The organism is Bacillus sp. BC08 (assembly GCF_054326875.1).
Map to the genome: position 1 here is coordinate 18,059 of NZ_JBTGPA010000011.1, position 20,944 is coordinate 39,002.

General features: G+C 37.1%; 18 protein-coding genes. 13 read left to right on the top strand and 5 right to left on the bottom strand.

The window, feature by feature from the left end:
* Window positions 1-2 precede the first annotated feature (2 nt).
* Window positions 3-326 carry a bacillolysin gene (locus ACXVYO_RS01655; protein ID WP_088022214.1) on the bottom strand — a complete coding sequence of 108 codons (324 nt, stop codon included), beginning with the start codon at window positions 324-326 and terminating at the stop codon, window positions 3-5.
* A gap of 409 nt (window positions 327-735) precedes the next feature.
* On the opposite strand from ACXVYO_RS01655, the gene ACXVYO_RS01660 reads away from it, so the two are divergent.
* Together ACXVYO_RS01660 and papR are read left to right on the top strand one after the other, a co-directional pair.
* Window positions 736-1,599, top strand: coding sequence for a helix-turn-helix domain-containing protein (locus ACXVYO_RS01660; protein ID WP_073517210.1), 864 nt, complete (start codon window positions 736-738; stop codon window positions 1,597-1,599).
* A 143-nt stretch (window positions 1,600-1,742) separates the two neighbouring features.
* Window positions 1,743-1,889 carry a quorum-sensing peptide PapR gene (gene papR, locus ACXVYO_RS01665; RefSeq protein WP_098880605.1) on the top strand — a complete coding sequence of 49 codons (147 nt, stop codon included), beginning with the start codon at window positions 1,743-1,745 and terminating at the stop codon, window positions 1,887-1,889.
* 14 nt (window positions 1,890-1,903) lie between these two features.
* Here papR and ACXVYO_RS01670 read toward each other — a convergent pair whose 3' ends face one another.
* From ACXVYO_RS01670 to cls, 3 genes are all read right to left on the bottom strand, one after another.
* Entirely contained in the window at window positions 1,904-4,582 is a 2,679-nt protein-coding gene (locus ACXVYO_RS01670) for a DUF4084 domain-containing protein (RefSeq protein WP_458465876.1), read from the bottom strand.
* A 128-nt stretch (window positions 4,583-4,710) separates the two neighbouring features.
* Window positions 4,711-5,664: a UV DNA damage repair endonuclease UvsE gene (gene uvsE / locus ACXVYO_RS01675; RefSeq protein WP_458465877.1), complete on the bottom strand. Its 954-nt coding sequence runs from the start codon at window positions 5,662-5,664 to the stop codon at window positions 4,711-4,713.
* 33 nt (window positions 5,665-5,697) lie between these two features.
* Window positions 5,698-6,891: a cardiolipin synthase gene (gene cls, locus ACXVYO_RS01680; RefSeq protein ID WP_458465878.1), complete on the bottom strand. Its 1,194-nt coding sequence runs from the start codon at window positions 6,889-6,891 to the stop codon at window positions 5,698-5,700.
* Between the two features lie 301 nt (window positions 6,892-7,192).
* Here cls and ACXVYO_RS01685 point away from each other — a divergent pair, with 301 nt between their 5' ends.
* From ACXVYO_RS01685 to pyrG, 8 genes are all read left to right on the top strand, one after another.
* Window positions 7,193-9,304, top strand: coding sequence for a heterodisulfide reductase-related iron-sulfur binding cluster (locus ACXVYO_RS01685; RefSeq protein ID WP_458465879.1), 2,112 nt, complete (start codon window positions 7,193-7,195; stop codon window positions 9,302-9,304).
* A gap of 9 nt (window positions 9,305-9,313) precedes the next feature.
* Complete coding sequence (locus ACXVYO_RS01690; RefSeq protein WP_458465880.1) at window positions 9,314-10,597, top strand: acetyl-CoA C-acetyltransferase; 1,284 nt, start codon at window positions 9,314-9,316, stop codon at window positions 10,595-10,597.
* Window positions 10,598-10,653: 56 nt separating this feature from the next.
* A complete protein-coding gene (locus ACXVYO_RS01695) occupies window positions 10,654-11,505 on the top strand; it encodes a 3-hydroxybutyryl-CoA dehydrogenase (protein ID WP_458465881.1) in 852 nt (283 codons plus the stop codon).
* Window positions 11,506-11,576: 71 nt separating this feature from the next.
* Window positions 11,577-12,707, top strand: a complete 1,131-nt coding sequence (locus ACXVYO_RS01700; RefSeq protein ID WP_001009064.1) for an acyl-CoA dehydrogenase — start codon at window positions 11,577-11,579, stop codon at window positions 12,705-12,707.
* 21 nt (window positions 12,708-12,728) lie between these two features.
* Window positions 12,729-13,868: an acyl-CoA dehydrogenase AcdA gene (acdA, locus tag ACXVYO_RS01705; protein WP_107134735.1), complete on the top strand. Its 1,140-nt coding sequence runs from the start codon at window positions 12,729-12,731 to the stop codon at window positions 13,866-13,868.
* A 66-nt stretch (window positions 13,869-13,934) separates the two neighbouring features.
* Complete coding sequence (locus ACXVYO_RS01710; RefSeq protein WP_000238598.1) at window positions 13,935-14,564, top strand: TetR/AcrR family transcriptional regulator; 630 nt, start codon at window positions 13,935-13,937, stop codon at window positions 14,562-14,564.
* 154 nt (window positions 14,565-14,718) lie between these two features.
* Window positions 14,719-15,249 (top strand): DNA-directed RNA polymerase subunit delta, encoded by a 531-nt coding sequence (gene rpoE / locus ACXVYO_RS01715; protein WP_458465882.1) that lies wholly within the window; start codon window positions 14,719-14,721, stop codon window positions 15,247-15,249.
* A 259-nt stretch (window positions 15,250-15,508) separates the two neighbouring features.
* A complete protein-coding gene (gene pyrG, locus ACXVYO_RS01720; protein WP_000170443.1) occupies window positions 15,509-17,116 on the top strand; it encodes a CTP synthase in 1,608 nt (535 codons plus the stop codon).
* Between the two features lie 31 nt (window positions 17,117-17,147).
* Here pyrG and ACXVYO_RS01725 read toward each other — a convergent pair whose 3' ends face one another.
* Window positions 17,148-17,672 (bottom strand): DUF2529 domain-containing protein, encoded by a 525-nt coding sequence (locus ACXVYO_RS01725; RefSeq protein WP_458465883.1) that lies wholly within the window; start codon window positions 17,670-17,672, stop codon window positions 17,148-17,150.
* A 201-nt stretch (window positions 17,673-17,873) separates the two neighbouring features.
* Between ACXVYO_RS01725 and spo0F the strand changes: the two genes are divergently transcribed.
* The 3 genes from spo0F (at window position 17,874) to murA (ending at window position 20,934) form a co-directional block, all read left to right on the top strand.
* The gene (gene spo0F / locus ACXVYO_RS01730; protein WP_000398592.1) at window positions 17,874-18,242 is read left to right on the top strand and encodes a sporulation initiation phosphotransferase Spo0F; all 369 of its coding nucleotides are present in this window, start codon (window positions 17,874-17,876) and stop codon (window positions 18,240-18,242) included.
* A 211-nt stretch (window positions 18,243-18,453) separates the two neighbouring features.
* Window positions 18,454-19,311 carry a class II fructose-bisphosphate aldolase gene (locus ACXVYO_RS01735; protein ID WP_001131859.1) on the top strand — a complete coding sequence of 286 codons (858 nt, stop codon included), beginning with the start codon at window positions 18,454-18,456 and terminating at the stop codon, window positions 19,309-19,311.
* 333 nt (window positions 19,312-19,644) lie between these two features.
* On the top strand, window positions 19,645-20,934 hold the full coding sequence (gene murA / locus ACXVYO_RS01740; protein WP_000413265.1) for a UDP-N-acetylglucosamine 1-carboxyvinyltransferase: 1,290 nt from the start codon (window positions 19,645-19,647) through the stop codon (window positions 20,932-20,934).
* Window positions 20,935-20,944: the final 10 nt, after the last annotated feature.

Below are 20,944 nucleotides of genomic sequence, written 5' to 3' on the forward strand. Positions count from 1 at the left end.
ACCTATGAGTGGTAAACTTCTTTTTTCTTATAAACAACGGTTTCACTAGAGAATTTCATCTCAGTTGAATCACTTGGAATTTGAAGAGTAGTACGTAATGAAGATTTTGCTTCATTTTTCGACAAAAAATTTGTTATAGTAAGATTAGGTTGTTGGTCTAAATTTTGGACAACTTTGCCACTAACAGTTGTAATTACTCCATTTTTATCTACTTTTACAATGAGATCTTGAACATATACTTTATAGTTTTTGTAAGTTTGTGCAAGGCGAACTTCGGTTTTATTTTCTTTTGTATCTCTATTTGTAGGTTGGGAATCTACATTCATTTCAGTTGTCAGTCACTCTTGTTGAGCTTTAGCCTCGTTTATCTCATCGTTTAAATACTTTTTCGCCATATTTTTTCGTATTATTTAGAGGTTGTGTTAATTTTTTTATCTTTAAACTAGGCTGAGCAATTTCAACTTTTACTTCATTTTTATCTAATTCTTGGGTGTGAATAGCTTCTGCTGATAAAGGATAAAGAAACCGAATGTAACGAAAAGCACGAGCAAGTTTTCTATAATTTATCTATAAAACTTCTAATCTATTATTGTATGTGAGATGAATTGTATGAAAAATTTGCCGAATTTTATATATATTATGCATTATTTCATATCAAAAATTGTCGAATTCACATTATTGTAGTGGTATGACAACTTAACAAATTAGATTGTTATAATGGGATGGTGAGTAAGTATGCACGCAGAAAAATTAGGAAGTGAAATTAAGAAAATTAGGGTAATGAGGGGATTAACACAAAAACAGTTATCCGAGAACATATGTCATCAATCGGAAGTGAGTCGAATTGAATCAGGCGCGGTATACCCAAGTATGGATATATTGCAAGGGATTGCAGCGAAATTACAAGTTCCTATTATTCACTTTTATGAAGTACTTATTTATTCTGATATTGAAAGAAAAAAATTATTTAAAGATAAAATTCAAATGTTGAGTAAGAAGAAACAATATGCTGAAATTTATAGCATTGTTTCAAATGAATTAAAAAAAGAAAAGTTTCATCCAGAATTTAATCAGTTTCTTCTTTGGTACTATTACTTATCTGCATATGTTTTACAGAAAATTAATTTTGAATATTGCATTTTAGAGTTGAAAAAAATTGTACATCAATCATACGGAGGAATAGATGTATTTCAAAATTTATATATTGAAAATTCTATTGCAAGTATTTGTGCGGAAAATAATCAATTAGATAGGGCAATAACTTCATTTCGAGCTATTTTAGAACAATTAGAATCGCTACATAATGATGAAGCATTCACAGTTAAAGTTCGATACAATTATGCAAAAGCCTTATATTTGAGTGATCAGTTTGAAGAGGCATTGCACCAAGTAAATGAAGCGATTGAATCTTCTCGTTATATGGGAAGTATGGAATTAATCGGTCAATTGTATTATCAAAAAGGCGAGTGCCTTGAGAAATTAGAGTGTTCACCAGAGGACATTAAAGAAGTGTATAAAAAAGCGTCTTTCTTCTTTGATCTATTAGATTTACATTCGTACAAAGAAACCTTATTAAAAAAAAAGAAGTATTTAAACTAAAATGATTTGAAATTATGTATAGTGGTATATTTCATAAGTTACATCCACAAGATTAAATGTCCAAAAAATGGGTATGCATAATTGCATAAGTTGTGGATAAATTTTCATGATATATTAAAAGAAAACGATGTGGGTGATGGAATATGAAAAAATTACTTATTGGTAGTCTATTAACGTTAGCAATGGCATGGGGTATTTCATTAACAGATACAGCTTTAGAGAAAAGCCAAGTAATTTCTCATAATAATCAAGAGGTACAATTAGCTTCAGATTTACCATTTGAACATTAAAAAACAACCGTCACTTAGACGGTTGTTTTTTTGTGGAGTAACCTCCAAACATCTTTACTAGAAACAGGTTTGCTAATAAAGAATCCTTGAATGTGGTCACAGCTTTGTTCATATAAAAACTTCCATTGTTCTGCCGTTTCTACACCTTCTGCAATAACTTCTAAATTTAGTTCTTTTGATAGTGTAATGATGGAAGCGATAATCGCTTCCTCTAAAGGGCTATTTGTAATGCCGCAAATAAACTCTCGAGCAATTTTTAATGTGTTGATTGGATATTTTGTTAAATAAGCTAAAGAACTATAACCAGTTCCAAAGTCATCGATGGAAATTTGAATACCGAGATTTTGAAGCTGCTCTAGTTTTGCGACTACAGATTGATTTTGATTAATAGCGATACTTTCTGTAATTTCGATATCTAGTGCTTCCGGTTTGAGTTCGGTTTCTTCTAACGCTTTTGAAATAGTATGGATTAAATTTGCATGGTTAAATTGAACAACAGATAAATTCACACCAACTTTCAAGTGAGAAAAACCTTGATTATGCCATCTTTTTGCCTCTAAGCAAGCAGTACGTAAAATCCAATTTCCAAGTTCAATAATAAATCCAGTTTCCTCCGCTAGAGGAATGAATTGGGCAGGAGATACGATGCCGAGTTTTGGATGCTTCCAGCGAATTAATGCTTCAAAACCGATAATTTGTTTTGTTGTTGTATTTACTTGTGGCTGATATTCAAGGAAAAATTCATTTTGTTGTAATGCTTTTGCGAGTTCGCCTTCTAAGAATTGGATTTCATTTTGGGCGATACTCATTTCTTTTGAGAAGAAAACAAATCTGTTTTTACCATTTGCTTTCGCGCGATACATAGCCATATCAGCATTTTTCATTAATTCTGTTACATCTGTTCCATAATCAGGGTACATGGCAATTCCGATACTTGGTGTAATAGATAGTTCTTCTTCTTTAATGAAGAATGGTTTATTTAAAATGGTTAAAATCTGTTCAGCTATAAAAGCCGCACTTTTCTCTGAGTACATATCTGGTAATAGAATTGTAAACTCATCTCCGCCTTGGCGAGCAACGACATCCTTTGAACGCAAGCAATTGCGTAACCTTTTTGCTACTTCAATTAATAATAGATCTCCGACATCGTGACCAAGTCTATCGTTTATTTTTTTGAATCGATCTAAATCAAGGAACATGACGGCAACATCATTCGCACTAGTTTGAGCTGTATTTAAAATGCTTTTTAAATCTTTTTCAAACTTTCGGCGATTTGGTAATCCAGTAAGTGCATCATGAAAGGCTAAATGTTCTACTTGTTTTTGCTTTTCATATAAAGTTGTAATATCACGTGCTATGCCGAACATCCCAACAACTTCTTTATTTATGAAAGTAGGGATCAGTGTAATGTGAAGGTAATAGTAATATCCTTCTTTTTCTTTTGTGCGAACTTCTAAAGTTTGTGGTCTACCTTCTTTTGTCATTTGTAAAGCTTTCTTTAGTAGATCATGGTCTTTTGAGTCAATAAAGTGTAGAAGAGAATAGCTTTTTACTTCACAATAGTAGGCAGTAAATAAGCTTTCACAAGCTGTATTAGATTTTTGGAAAATACCATCCATATTTAAAGAGAAAACGGCATCAGGATGATCTTCGAATAACGATTTATAGCGTTGTTCACTCTTTGATAACGCAGATGCACCTTCTTCTACTTTGCCTTCTAGTTGTGTAGTCAACTGTTCGTATGTATCGATTAGTGCTTGATTATCTTTCCACATATAAAGTTGTCGTAGGAATAATAAGATGAGTGATAATACTAGACCGACTAACATGAACTTATCATCCCATGGTTGAATAATAATAAAGGAAAAGGTAATGATTATACTAAAATAAGGTAATATAAAGCGCACATAGTCAAATCGATAATATTTTGTTTTCGTCTCATGCTGCATTGGTTTATCTAAAATGTATAGTATGGACGACAAACCAATTAATAAAATTGAAGCAGTATGTATTAAGTAAGAGACTTCAGAAGAAGTTTTCATCCCTGCGTTTATTTGAAACAGATGTATATATCCGTACACAAGTATGATAGTAAAGCCGATAATTAATGAAATTCTGCTAGCAGAATATTGTTCTCGTCTATATAGGCTAATAACGGCATAAATTACTAATGCCTGTGCAATAAAGTATCCAATTAAAACCCAGTGATTTGTAGTTAACAAACGAAAGCTTGAGAGATCCAAAATAAAAGTTAAGGTAAAATAAATATTCATAATAACAATGAAAATGCTATCAAATGAAAATTGAGCAAGGCCTCTAATAGAGTAATGTTTTATGAATTTGATAGCAAATCCAGAAAAGAGAAAAATATATTGTATGATGAAAAAAGGCAGTGCCTTATATGAGAATATGACTTGATCATATATAGAAAGTGAATGAAGAAATAAAGTTATTTCCATAATTAATCCGCATATACAAGTGCATAGTAATAAAACCCAAAATAATTTATCACTACGCTTCATTTTTTTAATAGCTTTATATAAGCAATAGCAAGAAAAGAATGCAGCAAAACAAAATAAGAAGAGAATTCCGATTTCTTTTATATTCAAGTCCTTAGGGATAAGGAATATCCAAAGAGAAAATATAGTTATATACATCGTGACAAAATGTACATATTTTTTTTGATTAATCATATTATGACTCCGTTTCAATAAAGTTGAATCACAGGTGGAAAATGCTAATTCCAATCATAGCATATAAAATAGGGTGTTTTTTACTAAAAAAATTACTTTTTTTGAAAAAAATAGCTCAACATTACAATTTACCATTGTAATGTTGAGCTATTTATTCTTTTTACCCCTCTTATAGAGGATAATTCATGTATGAATTGCAGCATTGCTAAATCTTTCTGTTTACTTTCAATCATAATATCGAAATTAAGATTGGTTTTTTTTGCAATGTGTAAGAAAGGCTTAATAAACTCTAAATCAATATATTCAGCATGGGCCCTAAATTCTTTTTTTGATTTAGGGGAGGAAATGTGAACTTTAGGAGGGATATTTGTATGTGACCAAGTTTCAAAAATTGCAGGAAGTAACAATTCTAGCGGTTCCTCGCAAAGGTTTGCTACGTGATGATGATAATCGAATACGAATGGGATCTTTTCTTTTTGGCAAATAGATAAAGTTTCAGCAGTTGTATATGTTTTATCATCGTTTTCAAGCGTCATTTGCTTTTTTATATGTGTAGGAAGTTTTTTTATATTTTCATGGAAACGCCCAACCGCTTTTTCTTTATTTCCATAGGCGCCACCTACATGGATATTAATATAGGAAGAATCTGCAACTCCTATTGCATCTAATACTTTATAATGATAGGTCATATCTGTTATAGCGTTAGTTGTAATATGTGGCTTGTCACTTGTAAATAGTGTAAATTGATTTGGATGAAAACTTACTCGTAAATTATGTTCTTTAATTAATGCCCCAATTTTACGCCAAAGCGGTGTAAATGCCCCGATATAATCAAACTCTACTTCGGGATGTGTTGCAAGTGGGACGATGGAAGAGGATAAACGATATAAAGGAATTTCATGCGCTATATTGTAATGAAGAATACGTATTGTATGCTCAAGATTCTGTCTTGTAACATCGTACAATTTATCTTCTCGTTCTTGTTTGCTGAGCTTTTGAAAGCTTGTAAATGTCATCGTTTTGGCAGGAGAACAGTCCCACAGTGCCATTGCATGTGAGACATATCCAAATCGCATAATCATATGTGATACACCTCTTTTTACTCATTATCTTTCCTATAAGAAGAAAGAAAGTATCGTTCCTATCCATTCTTTCCCCCTATCAATAAGGGACTGCGGGCTAACATCTTTAAAGGAAAGTAATGACGCGTTTTCTAGATCTTCATGGAATTTGTTTTTAACTGTTTGTATAAAATGTTTATCATATAAAAGGCAGTTGATTTCATGATTAATATATAAACTTCTCATATCAAAGTTTGCAGTTCCGATATCACAAATATAATCGTCCGCTATAATAACTTTAGCGTGAAAAAACCCTTGTTGAAATGCGTAAATATTACACCCAGCTTGTATTAACTTTCGGCAATATGGAAATTTTGCTTCTCGAACAAGGGCATGATCAGCTTTTTCTGGAACGAGAATCGTGATTTGAACCCCACGTTTTCGTGCCCTTAATAATGCGTTCATAATTTTTTTCCCAGGAATGAAATATGGTGTACCGATAAAGAGTTCATCTTTCGTATTTTCAATTAAGTGTAAAAAAGTATGTTGTAAATAGGCCCCATCGGTCGGAATAAATTGATGTTGGATGGTACCAGGTTGCAGTTTCGGAAAGTAAAGAGAAGTATCCAATAAGTTTTGGTTTGTATCATCGAACCAGTCATGTAAAAATTGTTTTTGTAAATCTTGTACTCCTTCGCCTGAGATACGTAAATGATAGTCTCGCCATAAGCCTAAACGTTCATTATGTCCCAAATACTCTTCGCCGATATTAAATCCCCCGATATAACCAACTTTTCCGTCAACCACCGTGATTTTTCTATGGTTGCGCTGATTGGCAGAAAAGAAAAGGAACGGAAATTTCACTTTATGACAAAATGAAAAAGAGACGCCATGCTTTTGTAAGGAACGAATTGCTTCGTTTGATAAATAATGGCTTCCTAATCGATCGAGTAAAAGTCTTACTTCAATTCCTTCCTGTGCCTTATCGATAAGTAACTTTAAAAATTCACGACTGATTTTATCGTTTTTTACAATGAAGAATAAAACGTGCACATGGTGCCTTGCTTGTTGTATATCAGTAAATAAAGCATCATATAAATCTTGCCCGTATGTATAAAGGTGAAAATTACTTTGACGTAAAGGGAAAGTACGAGAGCGCACACGCTTTAAATGAAGAATCCTCCCATATAAAAGGTCAATTGTGATCCAAAGAGTAACGCATAGTAACAAGAGAGATAAGAAGAACATAAGTGAATTCCCTCCTTTGCATTCTTTTCACCTTCATTTTGCTGGTTGTCCGGTAAAGCCCGATTGGTGAGGCTAATAATCAGTAGGGAATACATAGCGCTCTACTGATTAAAGTTTCACTTTATAGTTTCACCGAAATAAACAGCTTTATGAAAAAAATATGTTGTTGTATAACAAAAAACTGTTGACTGAATGCTCACTCATTATATAATGAAGATAGGGGAAAAAATTCAGAAAATTATATGTTTTTGAAGATTCTAAAAAAAGAAAGAGGGCTTACAAAGAGAGGGGTAGCATAAAAATGAATAGCTTACTGATCATGAATTGGCTGGCTGCCATTGCTGTTATTGCTTATGCGGGATATTTGTTTGTGTATCTTATACGAACGAGGATGGCCTACATACAGTTAGGAAAAAGGATTGAATTTGACCGTCGTTTTAAAGAGCGTTGGGATCTCCTTAAGGTCAATGTTTTCGGTCAGAAAAAGCTGCTGAAAGATAAGAAGAGCGGCATTATTCACGTTATGTTCTTTTACGGATTTATTCTTGTCCAATTTGGAGCAATTGACTTCGTTTGGAAAGGACTCGCACCAGGATCACATCTTCCACTTGGACCACTATACCCTGCATTTACATTCTTCCAGGAAATTGTCACACTTGTTATATTAATTGCAGTCTTTTGGGCTTTTCATAGACGTTATGTTGAGAAGCTAGTTCGTTTAAAACGTAATTTCAAATCAGGTCTTGTTCTTATCTTTATTGGTGGATTAATGATTTCTGTGCTACTCGGTAATGGGATGGGAATTATATGGCACGGCGAGGAGCTTTCATGGAGTGAACCAATCGCTTCTGCAATCGCTTACGTTTTCTCAGGAATAAATGAAACCGTAGCCATTTCTGTGTTCTATTTCTCTTGGTGGGTGCATCTACTAATTTTGTTAACGTTTTTAGTGTATGTTCCACAATCAAAACACGCGCATTTAATTGCGGGACCAGCCAACGTTTTCTTCGGTCGTCTTTCAAATCCAGGGAAACTTGAAAAGATTGACTTTGAAGATGAAACGCAAGAAACATTTGGTGTTGGTAAAATCGAAGACTTTAGACAAAATCAGCTTATTGATTTATACGCTTGCGTAGAGTGTGGTCGCTGTACAAATATGTGTCCGGCAACAGGAACAGGGAAAATGTTATCGCCGATGGATTTAATTTTAAAACTTCGCGATCATTTAACTGATAAAGGAGCAGCAGTGACATCAAAAGCACCATGGGTTCCAGTAGTTGCTTTTAATAATACACAAGGAAATCAGTTAGCGATGATGGCAGCTGGGAAAGGGCAACAAGAATCAGCAGCTACAACGCTAGCTTACGATCCGAGTTTAATCGGAGATGTTATTACAGAGGAAGAGATTTGGGCTTGCACAACGTGCCGTAACTGTGAAGACCAGTGTCCAGTTATGAATGAGCATGTTGACAAAATTATTGATTTACGCCGCTATCTCGTTTTAACAGAAGGAAAGATGGACGCGGAAGCGCAGCGTGCGATGACAAACATCGAGCGTCAAGGGAATCCGTGGGGACTGAACCGTAAAGAGCGTGAAACTTGGCGCCAAGGTGATGATGAAGTAACGGTTCCAACTGTAAAAGAAAAATCGAAAGCTGGCGAGGAGTTCGAATATTTATTCTGGGTTGGTTCAATGGGATCATATGATAATCGTAGTCAGAAGATTGCGATATCATTCGCGAAGTTAATGAACGAAGCAGGCATTTCATTCGCGATACTTGGTAATAAAGAAAAGAATTCTGGGGATACACCGAGACGTCTTGGAAATGAATTTGTCTTCCAAGAGATGGCGACAAAAAATATCGAGGAATTTGAAAAAGCAGGAGTGAAGAAAATCGTTACGATTGATCCTCACGCTTATAACACGTTTAAAAATGAGTATCCAGACTTTGGCTTGCAAGCAGAAGTCTATCATCATACAGAATTGTTAGCTCAGTGGGTGAAAGAAGGACGCTTAAAACCTGTTCACGCTATTGAGGAAACAGTTACGTACCATGATTCCTGTTATTTAGGAAGATACAACGAAGTATACGAAGCACCGCGCGACATTTTGAAAGCAATTCCTGGTGTGAATCTTGTAGAAATGGCACGTAACCGTGAAACAGGAATGTGTTGTGGCGCAGGTGGTGGCCTAATGTGGATGGAAGAGACAGCAGGTTCACGTATTAACGTTGCTCGTACAGAACAAGCACTAGCTGTGCAACCATCTATTATCGGTACAGGTTGTCCATATTGCTTAACGATGATTAGCGATGGGACGAAAGCGAAGGAAGTAGAAGAGAATGTTCAAACTCTTGATGTAACAGAGATTTTAGAACGATCTGTTATCGGACAGAAGAAAGAAGCGATGTAATTTGCAAGCATGAATACAACTTTAGAGAGAGGTGCAATCATTGCACCTCTTCTCAACGTAAGAACACCGAGCGAGCGCTCGGTGCTAAAAAAAGAGATGGGGGAAATAGATATGAGTAAAACAGTTATTTTAAGTGCTGCAAGAACACCGGTTGGGAAATTTGGAGGATCTTTAAAAGACGTGAAAGCAACAGAACTTGGGGGAATTGCAATTAAAGCAGCGCTTGAAAGAGCAAACGTTTCTGCTAATGATGTTGAAGAAGTTATATTCGGAACAGTTATTCAAGGTGGACAGGGACAAATTCCATCACGCCAAGCTGCGAGGGCTGCTGGAATCCCTTGGGAAGTGCAGACGGAAACAGTGAACAAAGTTTGTGCATCAGGACTTCGTGCGGTTACGTTAGCGGATCAAATTATTCGTACTGGCGATCAATCACTTATTGTAGCTGGCGGTATGGAGTCGATGAGTAACAGTCCTTACATTTTACGCGGAGCAAGATGGGGATACAGAATGGGTAACAACGAAGTAATTGATTTAAACGTTGCTGACGGTTTAACATGCGCATTTTCAGGTATACACATGGGCGTTTATGGCGGAGAAGTTGCGAAGGAAGATGGAATCTCTCGTGAAGCGCAAGATGAATGGGCGTACCGTAGCCATCAACGTGCGGTTTCAGCGCATAAAGAAGGACGTTTTGAAGAGGAAATCGTACCAGTAACGATTCCGCAAAGAAAACGCGATCCTATTGTCGTTGCAAAGGATGAGGCGCCACGCGCGGATACAACGATTGAAAAATTAGCGAAATTAAAACCTGTATTTGATAAGACATCAGCAGTGACAGCGGGTAATGCGCCAGGACTAAATGATGGTGGTGCTGCACTTGTACTAATGAGCGAAGACAGAGCAAAGCAAGAAGGAAGAAAGCCATTAGCGACAATTTTGGCACATACGGCAATTGCAGTGGAGTCTAAAGATTTCCCAAGAACGCCAGGTTATGCAATTAACGAATTGTTGAAAAAAACAGGCAAGACAATTGAAGATATCGATTTATTTGAGATTAATGAAGCATTTGCAGCGGTAGCAATTGCAAGTACAGAGATTGCAGGAATTGACCCAGACAAATTGAATGTAAATGGCGGCGCAGTGGCAATGGGACATCCGATTGGAGCAAGTGGAGCACGTATTATCGTTACACTTATCCATGCACTGAAGCAGCGCGGCGGTGGAATTGGAATTGCTTCGATTTGTAGCGGTGGCGGTCAAGGTGACGCAATTATGATTGAAGTTCGTTAATTTACGTGTAGGTGATTTTTGATTTATTAACAATTTATATTAAGGGGGAAGAAAGAATGGGTGTACAAAAAATAGTTGTAATTGGTGCGGGACAAATGGGATCGGGAATTGCGCAAGTATGTGCAATGGCAGGATATGATGTGAAGGTACAAGATTTAAAACAAGAGCAATTAGACAGAGGATTGGCTATTATTACGAAAAACTTAGGGCGCCAAGTAGAAAAAGGACGCATGAAGGAAGAAGAGAAGGAAGAAACGTTAAATCGCCTTACAGTAACGCTTGATTTAGATTGTGTGAAGGAAGCGGACCTCATTATTGAAGCAGCTGTTGAGAAAATGGATATTAAAAAGAAAATCTTTGCGAATCTAGATGAAATTGCTCCAGATCACGCAATTTTAGCGACGAATACTTCATCTCTGCCAATTACAGAAATTGCAGCGGTAACGAAACGTCCGGAGAAAGTAATCGGTATGCACTTTATGAATCCGGTTCCGGTTATGAAGCTTGTTGAAATTATTCGCGGTTTGGCTACAGATGATGCGGTATATGAAACGATTGAGGATATTACGAAGAAAATTGGGAAAGTACCAGTTGAAGTAAATGATTTCCCAGGGTTTGTATCGAACCGTATTTTATTGCCGATGATTAACGAGGCAATCTATACGTTATATGAAGGTGTAGCGACGAAAGAAGCGATTGATGAAGTAATGAAACTCGGTATGAATCATCCAATGGGGCCTTTAACGCTCGCTGATTTTATCGGTTTAGATACATGTTTATACATTATGGAAGTGTTGCATGAAGGTTTAGGTGATAGTAAATATCGCCCATGTCCATTATTACGCAAGTATGTGAATGCAGGATGGTTAGGACGTAAAACGGGTCGTGGCTTCTACGTTTACGAATAAAATCCTCCCTTTATTAAAATAGTGGTCTTACCAAATTTTAAAAAGATATATAGCAAACGGAGGCGAAGTACATGAATTTTCATTTTACTGAAGAGCAACAAATGATGAGGAAAATGGTTCGAGATTTTGCGCAGAAGGAAATAGCTCCCTTTGTTCCTAGTATGGAACAAGGGGTATTCCCGAAAGAGATTTTGCAAAAGATGGGTGAGCTTGGACTGATGGGTATTCCAGCGCCTGCAAAATATGGCGGAGCAGAAATGGATTTTATTTCATATATTTTAGCAATTGAGGAAATTTCAAAGGTAAGTGCAACGGTTGGTGTAATTTTAGCTGTACATACGTCAGTTGGAATGAATCCGATTTTATACTTCGGAACAGAAGAACAGAAGCAGAAATATGTTTCTAAACTTGCGACTGGTGAGTATTTAGGTGCATTTGCTCTAACAGAACCGAATGCAGGATCAGATGCAGGGAGTTTGAAATCAAGAGCTGTAAAGAAAGACGATCACTACATTATTAATGGATCGAAAGTATTTATTACAAATGGCGGTGAAGCAAGTACATATATTGTATTCGCTTCTACAAATCCAGAGGCAGGAAAAAGTGGGATTTCTGCATTTATAGTAGAAAAAGATACACCGGGCTTAATTATTGGAAAAGATGAGCATAAAATGGGACTTCTCGGTTCTCGCACAGTACAACTTACGTTCGAAGATATGAAAGTGCCGGCTGAGAATTTACTTGGTGAAGAAGGACAAGGATTTAAGGTAGCGATGGCGAATTTAGATGTTGGACGAATTGGAATTGGTGCGCAGGCTTTAGGGATTGCGGAAGCAGCGCTTGCGTGTGCAATTGATTATGCGAAAGAACGTGAGCAATTCGGAAAGCCAATTGCGGCGCAGCAAGGAATCGGATTCAAACTTGCAGATATGGCAACTAGTGTAGAAGCAGCGCGATTACTTGTATATAGAGCGGCATCGCTAAGAGCACAAGGATTACCATGTGGTAAAGAGGCATCTATTGCAAAATTATTCGCTTCTAAGACGGCTGTTGAGGTTGCGATTGAAGCGGTGCAAGTATTTGGTGGTTACGGTTATACGAAAGACTATCCAGTAGAACGATTTTTCCGTGATGCGAAAATCACGCAAATATATGAAGGAACGAGTGAGATACAGAAACTTGTTATTAGTCGAGCTTTATAAAAGGAAAAGGGGGAGACGGGCATGCATTTTAAACTATCAGAAGAACATGAAATGATAAGAAAAATGGTTCGGGATTTTGCTAAGAATGAAGTAGCACCGACGGCAGCTGAGCGTGATGAAGAAGAAAGATTTGATCGTGCACTATTTGATCAAATGGCAGAGCTTGGTTTAACCGGCATTCCATGGCCTGAAGAATACGGCGGAATTGGAAGCGATTACTTAGCGTATGTAATTGCTATTGAAGAGTTATCTCGTGTTTGTGCTTCAACAGGTGTAACGCTGTCTGCACATACTTCACTTGCTGGTTGGCCAATTTTTAAATTTGGAACGGAAGCACAAAAGCAAAAGTTTTTACGACCGATGGCAGAAGGAACGAAAATTGGCGCATACGGTTTAACGGAGCCAAGTTCTGGTTCAGATGCTGGCGGAATGAGGACAACTGCGAAACGAGATGGAGACCATTACATTTTAAATGGATCGAAAATCTTTATTACAAATGGTGGTATTGCTGATATTTATGTTGTTTTTGCGTTAACTGATCCTGAATCGAAGCAGCGTGGTACGAGCGCGTTTATTGTGGAAAGTGATACACCAGGATTTTCAGTCGGGAAGAAGGAAAGCAAGTTAGGGATTCGCTCTTCACCAACAACTGAAATTATGTTCGAAGATTGCCGTATTCCTGTAGAGAATCTACTAGGGGAAGAGGGCCAAGGATTTAAAGTTGCGATGCAAACATTAGATGGCGGCCGTAATGGTATTGCTGCGCAAGCAGTCGGTATTGCGCAAGGGGCTTTAGATGCTTCTGTAGAATATGCAAGAGAGCGTCATCAGTTTGGGAAACCAATTGCGGCGCAGCAAGGAATTGGCTTTAAACTTGCAGATATGGCAACGGATGTGGAGGCGGCGCGTCTTCTAACATACCAAGCGGCTTGGCTTGAATCGGAAGGGCTTCCGTACGGGAAAGAGTCAGCGATGTCAAAAGTATTTGCAGGCGATACAGCGATGAAGGTGACGACTGAAGCGGTACAAGTATTTGGTGGTTACGGTTATACGAAAGATTATCCAGTAGAGCGTTATATGCGAGATGCAAAGATTACACAAATATATGAGGGAACACAAGAGATTCAAAGGCTTGTAATTTCTCGTATGTTAACGAAGTAGGAACGAAAGCGTAGGTATTTTCCTACGCTTTTTCCTTCCAAAAAATAATAGAGAGAGGTGAAGGGAATGGTTAAACATAATGTTCATGCGTCCGTGAAAGATGAAAAATTAGTTGCGTTAAGACGTGAACAAATGATTAAAGGTGCGGTGCAATTGTTTAAGCAAAAAGGGTTCCCACGTACAACAACGAGAGAGATTGCGAAGGCGGCTGGATTTAGTATTGGAACACTTTATGAGTACATTCGTACAAAAGATGATGTTTTATATTTAGTTTGTGATAGTATTTATGAACATGTAAAAGAAAGATTAGAGGAAGTAGTTTGTACAGAAAAAGGGAGTATAGAAAGTTTAAAGATAGCAATAACGAATTACTTTAAAGTGATGGACGAATTGCAGGAAGAAGTATTAATAATGTATCAAGAGGTACGTTTTTTACCGAAAGAATCACTTCCGTACGTATTAGAAAAAGAGTTTCAAATGGTCGGGATGTTTGAGAATATTTTAGAGCAGTGTACAGAAAATGGGACATTTACATTAAATAAAAAAGAGATACAGCTTCTTGCACATAACATTTTTATACAAGGACAAATGTGGGGATTTAGACGTTGGGCCCTGCAAAAACTGTATACGCTTGAAGAATATACAGAAATGCAAATCAGGTATGTACTGCAAGGAGCGCATATGTTTCCGAAATAAGGAATAGACAAATTATAATTTTATTACCATATTAAAGTTTCCCGTTTTTTTTGTAGCATATTTGTGCGACTTTTGTTTATAATGAATAGTATGGATTTTTTTAAGCAGACCGTTATATATAAGGTTATATTTGAAGAAAGGAAGTGCCGCATAAGTGAATTTTAAGCAATATTCACCAGAAGAGCTAAAAGAATGTTCAATGATTGAAGTTGTACATAGCGTTTTAGGGGATAAAAGACAAGCAACGACATTCAACGAGTTGGTTCAAGAAATCGCTCAAGTGCTGGGACTATCTCAAGAGCAAGTTAATGCGAAACTCGCACAATTTTATACAGATTTAAACATCGATGGACGTTTCATTAATTTAGGAGAAAATCGTTGGGGGCTACGTAGCTGGTACCCATATGAGCAAATTGATGAAGAAATCTTGCCTCAGCCAAAACCGAAGAAGAAACGTAAAGTTGAAGAAGACGGTTTTGACGACTACATTGAAGAAGATGAAGACTTCGACGAAGCAGACGGAAATGAAGAGGACGAAGAGGTAGAAGATTTGGACAAGGTTCTTGAAGAAGAAGACGGAGAAGACGATGATCTTGATGATTTAGATGAAGATGATGACGATGACTTCGCCGAAGAAGAACTTGAGTACGATGAAACTGAAGAAGAAGAAGAGGAAGAACTGTAGTTCTTGACTTTTCATTATCGTCCATGTAGAATCATTTTTGGGCTCTTTAAAAAAGGACGATAATACTTTTAAAGTGTAAATATAAAAGAAAATTGCTCCCTACTTATTACTTTATGTGATGAGGGGAGCAATTTTCTTTTTTGTTTTTTGTTTAGAAAATAAAAAGAGTCTAACAATAAGATGGATACAGTGTTATCTACATACGTTGCGCTTTGCAACGGTGATTATATAACAGCACAAAATAGGAGGGAGCTTTTTCATGACTAAGTATATTTTTGTAACAGGCGGTGTAGTATCGTCTTTAGGAAAAGGTATTACAGCAGCATCTCTTGGAAGACTTTTAAAGAATCGTGGTTTAAACGTAACGATTCAAAAGTTTGATCCATACATTAACGTAGACCCAGGGACTATGAGCCCATACCAACACGGTGAGGTATTCGTAACAGATGATGGTGCAGAAACAGACTTAGACCTTGGTCACTATGAGCGTTTCATCGACATCAACTTAAACAAATACAGCAACGTAACAACAGGTAAAATTTACTCTTCAGTTCTTCAAAAAGAGCGTCGTGGTGAATACCTAGGAGGAACAGTTCAAGTTATTCCTCACATTACTAACGAAATTAAAGAGCGTGTATACCGTTCTGGTCGCGAAACAAACGCGGACGTTGTTATTACAGAAATTGGCGGAACTGTTGGTGACATCGAGTCTCTACCATTCTTAGAAGCAATCCGTCAAATTAAGAGCGACATCGGTCGTGACAATGTAATGTACATTCACTGTACGTTAATCCCGTACTTAAAAGCAGCGGGTGAAATGAAAACAAAACCAACGCAACATAGCGTTAAAGAGCTTCGCAGTTTAGGTATTCAACCAAATATTATCGTTGTTCGTACAGAATTGCCTGTTTCTCAAGATATGAAAGACAAGCTTGCATTATTCTGTGACATTGATACAAAAGCAGTTATCGAAGCACGCGATGCAGATACTTTATATGCGGTTCCATTATCTCTTCAAGAGCAAAATATGGACCAAATCGTTTGCGATCACTTAAAATTAGACAATCCAGCTGCAGATATGACAGAGTGGACTGCACTAGTTGATAAAGTACGTAACCTTTCTAAGAAAACAAAAATTGCTCTTGTTGGTAAATACGTAGAGCTTCAAGATGCATACATTTCTGTTGTAGAAGCACTTCGTCATGCGGGTTATTCATTCGACACAGATGTAGAAGTGAAATGGGTAAATGCTGAACACGTAACACCAGAGAACGTACAAGAATTAGTTGGCGATACAGATGGTATCCTTGTACCTGGTGGATTCGGCGATCGTGGTGTAGAAGGTAAAATCGTTGCAATTCAATATGCTCGTGAAAACAAAGTACCATTCTTAGGAATTTGCTTAGGTATGCAACTTGCATCAATCGAATTTGCACGTAACGTATTAGGATTAGAAGGAGCTAACTCTTCTGAAATTAATCCTGACACACCTTATGCAATCATTGACTTATTACCAGAACAAAAAGATGTAGAAGACTTAGGTGGTACACTTCGTCTTGGCCTATACCCATGTAAGCTTGCTGAAGAAACAAATGCTTACAGTGCTTACAATGAGCCGGTTGTATATGAGCGTCATCGTCATCGTTATGAGTTCAACAATCAATTCCGTCCGGATATGGAAAAAGAAGGATTTGTATTCTCTGGTACAAGCCCAGACGGCCGTCTAGTTGAAATCATTGAATTAAAAGATCACCCTTGGTTCGTGGCAGCACAGTTCCACCCAGAACTAGTTTCTCGTCCAAACCGTCCACAACCATTGTTCCATGACTTCGTAAGAGCTTCTATTACGAATAAAGAGAGCAAGTAATAAAAAAAGCGCCTGAAATAGGGCGCTTTTTTTAATATTCATTTAACATTTCATCGATTGTAAATTTGATCCCATGATATGCAAATAAAGCTATCATTAAACTTGGGAATCCGTAGCGATTGCCTTCATCATCTGGAATAAGACCTTTTAACAGCTTTGTATCAATATGTACATCTGTATATTGTTCTAGTGATTCAGTACCTTCTTGAATAGCAGAGATACCGACAATAGAGTGTCCATCTGCTTGAAGTTTTTTTGCCATTGCTACAACTTCTTCATCTGTTGAAAAACGGCTAATAAGAAGTACACGATCTGCAGAAGTTACTTCTACTTCTTTACCGTTTTCAAATAATCGTTTTGCTTGCCTCATTGGTTCAGCACCGGATAATGCTTCAGCCACAACGCCCTCCATTTCATTTGTACCATGTAAATAAATGAAACCATCGCCAACTAATGCTTGAGCAAGTAGACGGGCGCTATCTTCTATATTCATTTCCTCTTTTTGAGAAACTCTGGAGAAATAACCACTTAATTGAGTTGAAAAAATTTTTAACATAATGTTACTCCCTTCGTACGTGTTTACCGGCTTTCATTATAGTTTATTTTTTTAGAAAGGTGAAATCGAAGGGTAGCATAACAAAATAGGAAACGGTAAAATAAGAAAGAATAGGAAGGAATTTGCCAAAGAATAGCGAAAATTAATCGTTAAGATATAAGAAGCTTTAAATCTTGTACTTACACAGAAAGGTTGGGAGTTATGGAAGGGAAAATTTTAATCGTTGATGATCAATATGGCATTCGTGTGTTATTACATGAAGTGTTCCAAAAAGAAGGTTATCAGACATTCCAAGCAGCGAATGGATTTCAAGCTTTAGATATCGTAAAAAAGGATAATCCAGATTTAGTAGTGTTAGATATGAAAATTCCAGGTATGGATGGTATAGAGATTTTAAAACATGTAAAGGAAATTGATGAGAGCATTAAAGTAATTTTAATGACTGCTTATGGAGAGCTTGATATGATCCAAGAAGCAAAAGATTTAGGAGCTTTAATGCACTTTGCTAAACCGTTTGATATTGATGAGATTCGTCAAGCAGTGAGAGATCAGCTTGCTGTAGAGGCGTAAAAAATGAATTTTTTATAAAAAATATGGAAAAAAGCGTTTACATGGACTATTGAGCAGGTGAATACGGTTGAGTTTTTGAGTACAAGTTGTTATCCTATTGAGTGTAGAAAAAAGTCCGGTATGTAAATATACATATTTTACCTTATTCTGGTCATACTACCAGCGATAAGAACTTATCGGATACAAAAAACGTTTTTTAGGAGGATTCACCATGCCTTTAGTTTCTATGAAAGAAATGCTAAACACAGCACTAGAAGGAAAATACGCAGTTGGTCAATTCAACATGAACAACTTAGAGTGGACTCAAGCTATCTTAGCTGCTGCGGAAGAAGAAAAATCTCCTGTAATCCTAGGTGTATCTGAGGGTGCAGCTCGTCATATGACTGGTTTCAAAACAGTTGTAGCTATGGTTAAAGCTTTAATCGAAGAAATGAACATCACTGTTCCTGTAGCGATTCACCTTGACCATGGTTCAAGCTTCGAAAAATGTAAAGAAGCAATCGATGCAGGTTTCACATCTGTAATGATCGACGCTTCTCACCACCCATTCGAAGAAAACGTTGAAACTACTAAAAAAGTAGTAGAATACGCACACGCTCGTAACGTATCTGTTGAAGCTGAGCTTGGAACAGTTGGCGGACAAGAAGACGACATCATCGCTGAAGGCGTAATTTACGCTGATCCAGCAGAGTGTAAGCACCTTGTTGAAGCAACAGGTATCGATTGCCTAGCTCCAGCTTTAGGTTCTGTACACGGTCCTTACAAAGGTGAGCCTAACTTAGGATTCGCTGAAATGGAACAAGTTCGTGACTTCACTGGTGTACCTTTAGTATTACACGGTGGTACTGGTATCCCAACTGCTGATATCGTAAAAGCTATCTCTTTAGGTACTTCAAAAATTAACGTAAACACTGAGAACCAAATCGAGTTTACAAAAGCTGTTCGTGAAGTATTAAACAAAGACCAAGAAGTTTACGATCCTCGTAAATTTATTGGACCTGGCCGCGACGCTATTAAAGCAACTGTTGCTGGTAAAATGCGTGAATTCGGTTCTAACGGTAAAGCGTAAGAATAAAATTCCGTTTTGGAAACCGTCTAGTCTTTTAGACGGTTTCCTTTCGTTGTATAATGAAAGCGTGAACAAGTCTAAAGATTTTTATCATTTTGTTTTTCAAATAGAAAATAATGTGCATAGTCCTATTAAATAAATGTGATAACGTATCTAAATTGATAAAGTAAATTCGATGAATAGTTAATCTTTATCTAGTCGTACTACAGGAGAAATGAAGATAATGGTTTCCTATTTATTGAGTGTTAGGGTGGAAAGAGTGATTGAGATTCTTAAGGGGAGCTTTCTATAAAGATATAGAAAGTAAATACATTCACAAGAAGGGAGCTCAATATGGAAAAATTGCTAATTGAAGGCGGAAGAGCTTTAAATGGAACAATTCGAGTGAGTGGTGCAAAGAACAGCGCCGTCGCACTAATTCCAGCGACAATTTTAGCAGATACTCCAGTAACTATTGGTGGTGTCCCTAATATTTCGGACGTGAAAATGTTAGGAGACTTGCTAGAGGAAATTGGAGGAAGGGTAACTTATGGACAGGAGGAAGAGATGGTAGTCGATCCTTCTAACATGGTTGCAATGCCTTTACCAAATGGAAAAGTGAAAAAATTGCGTGCTTCTTATTATTTAATGGGTGCGATGCTTGGCCGTTTTAAAAAAGCTGTTATTGGGCTTCCAGGTGGATGTCATTTAGGACCGAGGCCGATTGATCAGCATATTAAAGGATTTGAAGCGTTAGGTGCACATGTTACGAATGAACAGGGTGCTATTTATTTAAGAGCAGATGAATTGCGCGGGGCACGTATTTATTTAGATGTTGTTAGCGTAGGGGCTACGATTAATATTATGTTGGCAGCTGTGCGAGCGAAGGGTAGAACTGTTATTGAAAACGCAGCAAAAGAACCAGAGATTATTGATGTAGCTACATTGTTAACAAGCATGGGTGCACGTATTAAAGGTGCTGGCACAGATGTAATCCGAATTGATGGTGTGGATTCACTGCATGGTTGTCATCACACGATCATTCCGGATCGTATTGAAGCGGGTACGTATATGATTTTAGGAGCTGCATCAGGAGGAGAAGTAACGGTTGATAATGTTATTCCTCAACATTTAGAGTCAGTTACAGCGAAGTTAAGAGAAGCTGGTGTCCAAGTTGAAACGAACGATGACCAAATTACAGTGAACGGTAATAGAAGGTTAAAAGTAGTTGATATAAAAACGCTTGTATATCCAGGATTCCCAACAGATTTACAACAACCATTTACGACTCTTTTAACAAAGGCTCACGGAACGGGCGTTGTAACGGATACGATTTACGGTGCGCGCTTTAAACACATTGATGAGTTACGTCGTATGAACGCACAAATTAAAGTAGAAGGTCGTTCGGCAATTGTAACTGGTCCTGTTTTATTGCAAGGTGCAAAAGTGAAAGCGAGTGATTTGCGAGCTGGAGCGGCCCTTGTTATTGCGGGGTTAATGGCGGATGGAATTACAGAAGTAACTGGACTTGAGCATATTGATCGAGGTTATGAAAATATAGTAGACAAGCTTAAAGGTCTTGGCGCAAACATTTGGCGAGAACAAATGACAAGTCAAGAAATTGAAGAGATGAAGAACGCATAAGTGATACTTC